The sequence below is a fragment of the Bordetella petrii genome, from assembly GCF_020991325.1.
Classification (GTDB): Bacteria; Pseudomonadota; Gammaproteobacteria; order Burkholderiales; family Burkholderiaceae_B; genus Bordetella_A; species Bordetella_A petrii_E.
Window position 1 is genome coordinate 1 of record NZ_JAJMLX010000297.1, and the last position, 5,285, is coordinate 5,285.

The 5,285-nt window shown below is 64.5% G+C and carries 7 protein-coding genes, 1 tRNA gene and 1 pseudogene; 2 read left to right on the forward strand and 7 right to left on the reverse strand.

Annotation, left to right across the window (positions count from 1 at the left end; genetic code table 11):
* Positions 1 to 182, forward strand: a pseudogene (locus LPZ50_RS21265) (hypothetical protein); the annotation flags it as partial.
* Between the two features lie 55 nt (positions 183 to 237).
* Here LPZ50_RS21265 and LPZ50_RS21270 read toward each other — a convergent pair.
* From LPZ50_RS21270 to LPZ50_RS21300, 7 genes are all read right to left on the reverse strand, one after another.
* Complete coding sequence (locus LPZ50_RS21270; protein WP_230664714.1) at positions 238 to 1,251, reverse strand: NADP-dependent oxidoreductase; 1,014 nt, start codon at positions 1,249 to 1,251, stop codon at positions 238 to 240.
* Positions 1,252 to 1,335: 84 nt separating this feature from the next.
* Entirely contained in the window at positions 1,336 to 1,932 is a 597-nt protein-coding gene (locus LPZ50_RS21275) for a hypothetical protein (protein ID WP_230664716.1), read from the reverse strand.
* Positions 1,933 to 2,295: 363 nt separating this feature from the next.
* Entirely contained in the window at positions 2,296 to 2,691 is a 396-nt protein-coding gene (locus LPZ50_RS21280) for a type II toxin-antitoxin system VapC family toxin (protein ID WP_230664718.1), read from the reverse strand.
* Entirely contained in the window at positions 2,688 to 2,927 is a 240-nt protein-coding gene (locus LPZ50_RS21285) for a type II toxin-antitoxin system Phd/YefM family antitoxin (RefSeq protein WP_230664719.1), read from the reverse strand. Before LPZ50_RS21285 ends, LPZ50_RS21280 begins: the two co-directional genes overlap by 4 nt.
* A 69-nt stretch (positions 2,928 to 2,996) precedes the next feature.
* Positions 2,997 to 3,203 (reverse strand): hypothetical protein, encoded by a 207-nt coding sequence (locus LPZ50_RS21290; RefSeq protein WP_230664721.1) that lies wholly within the window; start codon positions 3,201 to 3,203, stop codon positions 2,997 to 2,999.
* Between the two features lie 270 nt (positions 3,204 to 3,473).
* Positions 3,474 to 3,549, reverse strand: a tRNA-Lys gene (locus LPZ50_RS21295).
* 272 nt (positions 3,550 to 3,821) lie between these two features.
* A complete protein-coding gene (locus tag LPZ50_RS21300) occupies positions 3,822 to 4,562 on the reverse strand; it encodes an SDR family NAD(P)-dependent oxidoreductase (RefSeq protein WP_230664723.1) in 741 nt (246 codons plus the stop codon).
* Positions 4,563 to 4,654: 92 nt separating this feature from the next.
* On the opposite strand from LPZ50_RS21300, the gene LPZ50_RS21305 reads away from it, so the two are divergent.
* Positions 4,655 to 5,269 (forward strand): TetR/AcrR family transcriptional regulator, encoded by a 615-nt coding sequence (locus tag LPZ50_RS21305; RefSeq protein WP_230664724.1) that lies wholly within the window; start codon positions 4,655 to 4,657, stop codon positions 5,267 to 5,269.
* The last annotated feature ends 16 nt before the right edge of the window (positions 5,270 to 5,285 follow it).

The window sequence follows — 5,285 nt, forward strand, 5'->3', positions numbered from 1 at the left end:
GCCCCAAAGGCATCGCCATGAACACACCTACGCAGGGAGTCCGGATGACGGAGCACACTAACAAGCAATTCGACGCCTACGGCTGGCATGCCGCCGCGCTGATCGTGGCATTGGCGGCCGTGCTGGCCAGCGCCATCGCCGCCCTATTGCCGGGCGCGCGGCGCGGCGGCGTGAAGGGGTAGCGGCTCAAGCGGCACGTAGCGCAACCGGCATGCCGGCTACGCCGGCGGTGGCCGCCTACGCAACCCGGATAATCAGCTTGCCGAAGTTCTTGCCCGCGAGCATTCCAATGAACGCCTCGGGCGCCTGTTCGAAGCCATCGACAATATCCTCGCGATACTTGATGTCTCCCGCCGCCACGCGCGGGCCCAATTCCTGCAAGAAAGCCGAATAATGCCCGGCGGCGAATTCATAGTTGATGAAGCCGCGCACCAGCAGGCTGCGCCGCAGAATGGCCGCCATCAGCCCCGGCAACCGGTCTTCAGGGCCGGAGTCGACCACGGAATACTGGGCAATCAACCCGCACACAGGCACCCGCGCGTACTGATTCAACAGCGGGAAAACCGCGTCCCACACCGCCCCGCCCACGTTCTCGAAGTACACGTCGATGCCATCCGGGCATGCGCCGGCCAGGCCTGCCGCCAGGCTGGCGGACCGATGGTCCAGGCAAGTATCGAAACCCAGGGTGTCTTGCACGTATGCGCACTTCTGCGCGCCACCGGCGATGCCCACCGCGCGCGCGCCGGCCAGTTTCGCCAACTGGCCAACCAGCGAACCCACGGGCCCCGACGCCGCTGCCACCACCACCGTCTCGCCCGCCTTGGGCTGGCCGATCAGCTTCATGCCGCTGTAGGCAGTGAAACCGGGCATACCCAGCACGCCCAGCGCCGTGGTCACCGGCGCGCCAAAGGTGTCGACGCGGGTGACCGCGTCGCCCTTCATCACGGCATGGGTGCACCAGCCGGTATGCGCGCGGACCAGGTCGCCCGCGGAATATGCCGGATGCCGCGACCGCGTGACTTCGCAAACGGTTTCGCCCGACATGACGCCATCGATGGGCACGGGCGGCGCATAAGACTTGGCATCGCTCATCCGGCCGCGCATGTAAGGGTCCAGCGAAAGATACAAGACGCGCAGTTCGACCTGGCCTTCGGCGGGGTCGGCCAGGTCGAAAGACTCAAGCCGGAAATTGTCCAGCGTGGGTTCCGCGGCGGGCCGGCTGGCCAGCACGATTCTCTTGCCTGAGGACATGAACGCACTCCTTCACAGCGCAGGTGGGACGGATACGCCTCGCGCATCGAGGCTGGCCGACCATCATAGCGCGGCAAAGCGGCGCTATTTAGGCACCTTGAACGCCAGGGTGGCCGTGTATCGCACGGGCTGGTAGCTCTTGCCTTCAAACTTCATTTCGTCATTGACCTTGACAGAGGCTGTCAGCACATACGTGGACGGAAACAGCTGCGGATATTCCGGCGACGCCAGCGACACCGTGCCGTCAGGCCCGGCGCGCAGCGTGCGCCGCCACCCCGCCGAAGTCTGCACACTGACCACGGCGTTGTCCACCGGCTTGCCCTTCCACAGCAGGCGGAAATCGCTGCCGCCGGGCTCGGTAGGAACGAGTTCCAAGTCGCTGACCGGCTTGGTCTCGGAACGCCCGGCCTTGGCGCTGAAGAGTGTCAGCTCATTCTTGCCGTCCAGCGACTTCGCCGTAAAGCGCACGTCGCCCGAGGCTTCGGCGGGCAAGGCCAGGTCATATCCCTGGCCGTCCGGCTGCGCCGCGATTTCCTTGCCATCGGCCAGGGCTGCCTGCGGTTCTTTCAAGTCGGGCAGGGGCGAATCCTGCGTGGGCGGAATCAGTTCGCCGACATGAGCCTTCGCGGTGGTGCCGTCGGTGGTCACCCACACATAGGGAGCAGCCCATGCGGACGGCACCGAAAAAACCGAAGATAAAACCAGAGCCGCCCCCAGGGCGCGAACAGACGTGGGCACTGAAACCTCCCTTTTGTGGCCACTGGCCGGCGAGCGCGCCCGCGCAAGGGTTCGGAACCGTAGCGATCGCAGCCAGGCGGTACCGCCTGCCTTGTGGCAAACGAGAATCATTACTTTCATTATCAAGTAATCGGCACTGCCCCGCAACCGCGGGCCCGATGCGTAGGCCGTCGCGATGGTATCGCAGCGGTGCCAATGCACGCACTGCTCTTTCAGCGTACGGATCACCCGTTCATCATGCCGTTTTGCCGCGGGCAATGCGGCTGATGAACTCCGGCGGCCTTTGGATTTGGGGGATGGGTTACATCACCAAATGGTCTGAACGTGGGGGTAACCGCGAATCTTCAAGTCAGCAGAGATCAGAGGCACGGAATGCTGCCGCGCCGTGGCCACAATGATGCGGTCGGCCGGATCCTTATGGAATTCCCCGGGCAGATCCACAGATTGGATCGAAATGCGTACATCCACAGGAATAAACCGAATCGCTGGCACCTGGGCAACCGTATCCAGCCAAGCTTCTACATCCATGGTCAGTGCCAGACGGCCCGCCTTGACCAACATTGCCACTTCCCAAGCGCTAATAGCCGAAACCAAGATTTCGCCATCCTGCACCTCGGCCTCGATGGCTTCGCGGGCGGGGCGGCTCAACTGCGAGTCTCCCGCCGCCCACCACACCAGCGCATGGGTATCCAGCGCGATCATTGCGCTGCTTCCCACGCATCCTCGCCGACCGGCGACAAGGGGTCGTCAAACCGTAGGACGGAGCCGCGCAGCACCTCCAGCGGATTGCGCTTCGCCACCGCCCGATAGGGGCGGATTTCAAGCGCAGGCCTACCGTGGTCGGTCACGACAATGGGTTCGCCGGTGGCTTCGACCTGCCGGAAAAGCTCAAGCGCCCGGGCTTTGAACTCGGATTTCGACACTTGTTGACTGCGCATGACGGCCCCAGGAAATAGTCATTTAAAGTAGTCACTTTACCAGGAAGTGACTATAAAAAATAGTCATTTTTACGTGGGCGAGCGATGCCCGAACCGCGTACCAACCGGGGATTTTCCCCCAAGCTGGAGTAGCTCCTGGCCCTCCATCTCTCCCATAGGAGTCTCGACCGCCACTTGGCTCAGAGAAAGTTGGATGCGCATCATTTCCGGAACCCAGGCCTTGCCCGTCAGCAGTTCCTCAGCGGTGGCCGCCGCCTGCGCCTTCTTCATCGTCATCTGTGCGTCGAATGGACTGGATGCGAGACGCGGCCGTCGTCGCCATCGCGACAGGCATGCGCGAGAGCGAACTGTTTTCGTGGCCCCTCTCAAGTGAATCTGCCACAACGAAATGCTTGGGCCACCCACGAGGGAGCGAACTATGCTCACCTAGCCCCAAGCCACATTGCGGCGCACGCTGGAACGGTCGAGTTTTGGTCAAAACCGGACGTGCAATGACAAACGCCACCCCTTGGGGTGGCGTTTGTCATTGATACTGCATAAGAATTCTGGTGGGCTGTGAGTGGCTCGAACACTCGACCTACGGATTAAGAGTCCGCTGCTCTACCAACTGAGCTAACAGCCCGTACCTGCCGCGACACGGCCGGCAAAAAACCGGGGCCCGCGATAAGCAAGACAAAGATTATACATGGTTTTTGCCCTGCTAGTCACCCTCTGCCCGCGTACGCAGCCAGGGCTGGGGAAAAGCCTGTGGACAAGCCCGTGGATTCCCCGTGCATAACCCCTGTACAACGCCGTGGACAACTTGGCGCGAAACTGCGTGTGGCGTGGCGGGCAGCCACGCCACCTTCACCTAGAAAGGGCGCCATGGCGAACGCCCCCTTCCGTGTCTCGCCGTCAGGCGCTGAAACCGCCATCCACCGAGAATTCGGCGCCGGTGACGTAGCCCGCCGCGGGGCTGGCCAGGTAGGCGACCATAGCGGCGATGTCGTCCACGTGGCCGTAGCGTCCCAGGGCCAGGCCGGCCGCCAGCTCGGCCGCGCCTTCGTGGTTGGCGGGGTTCATGTCGGTGTCGATGGGGCCGGGGTGCACCACATTGACGGTGATACCGCGCGCGCCCAGGTCGCGCGCCACACCCTTGGTAAGGCCCACCAACGCGGATTTGCTGGCCGAATACACCGACAGGCCGGGCGCGCCGGTGCGGCCGGCCAGGCAGCTGCCGATATTGATGATGCGCCCCCCGTCGGGCAAGTGCGGCAGCGCCGCCTGGATGGCGCCAAATACCGCCCCCACATTGACGTCCATGGTGCGCTGGTAGTCTGCGTAGGGCATGGCGGCCAGGTCGCCGGGGATGAATACCCCCGCGTTATTGACCAGGATATCCAGGCCGCCCAGGTCTTGCGCGGCGCGCGCCACCACGGCCTGCACTTGCTGGGGGTTGGCCGCGTCGGCGGCGTAGGCTTGCGCGCGGCGGCCCGCAGCGCGTAGTTCCTGGGCCAGTTCTTCGGCCAAGCCCGGGGAGCTGACATAGGTGATGGCGACGTCGGCGCCGCGGGCCGCCAGGTGGCGGGCGATGGCGGCGCCAATGCCGCGGCTGGCGCCGGTAACCAGGGCGGTTTTGCCGGTGAGGTCTGTCATGATGGGCCTATATATGTAGTGATCAATACAAATATCATCGCCCGGGATGGCGCGTGCGTCAAGCCCGGCGGTGCCGCGGGTAAAATGCCCCCATGGCAGAACGAGGACGCCCCCGCGCTTTCGACCGCGACACCGCCTTGCAGAAGGCTATGGAACTGTTCTGGGAGAAAGGTTATGAAGGTACGTCACTGGCCGACCTGACGGCCGTGATGGGGATCAACGCGCCCAGCCTTTACAGCGCGTTCGGCTCGAAAGAGCAGCTGTTTCGCGAGGCGGTGGCGCTGTATGGCCGGCAGGAAGGCGCCTGCACCCAGCAGGAACTGCTAAGCGCCCCCACGGCCCGGGAAGGTATCCAGAACATGCTGCTGGCCGCGGCCCGCAGCGGTACGCTGCCGGGCAAGCCGCGCGGCTGCCTGTTCATTCTGGCCGCGCCGGTGGGCCACCAGGAACACGCCCCGGTGCGCGAGCTGCTGTGCGACAGCCGGCGGCAGATGCAGGCCCTGATCTTGAAGCGGCTGCGCGATGGCGCGCGCCGGGGTGAACTGCCCGCGGATGCCGACCTGCCCGCGCTGGCTAATTACTACGCCACCCTGTTGAATGGCATGGCCATCCAGGCGCGCGACGGCGCATCGCGCAAGACGCTGCAGCACACGGTACGGCTGGCCATGCACGCCTGGGACGCCATGGCCGCGCCCGCGGCGGGCTGAAGCGCGGGGCCCGCCG

Coding starts and splice junctions, on each gene's coding strand:
- LPZ50_RS21270 (WP_230664714.1), bottom strand. CDS start 1,251: ATGTCCTCAGGCAAGAGAATCGTGCTGGCCAGCCGGCCCGCCGCGGAA.
- LPZ50_RS21280 (WP_230664718.1), bottom strand. CDS start 2,691: ATGATCGCGCTGGATACCCATGCGCTGGTGTGGTGGGCGGCGGGAGAC.
- LPZ50_RS21285 (WP_230664719.1), bottom strand. CDS start 2,927: ATGCGCAGTCAACAAGTGTCGAAATCCGAGTTCAAAGCCCGGGCGCTT.
- LPZ50_RS21290 (WP_230664721.1), bottom strand. CDS start 3,203: ATGACGATGAAGAAGGCGCAGGCGGCGGCCACCGCTGAGGAACTGCTG.
- LPZ50_RS21300 (WP_230664723.1), bottom strand. CDS start 4,562: ATGACAGACCTCACCGGCAAAACCGCCCTGGTTACCGGCGCCAGCCGC.
- LPZ50_RS21305 (WP_230664724.1), top strand. CDS start 4,655: ATGGCAGAACGAGGACGCCCCCGCGCTTTCGACCGCGACACCGCCTTG.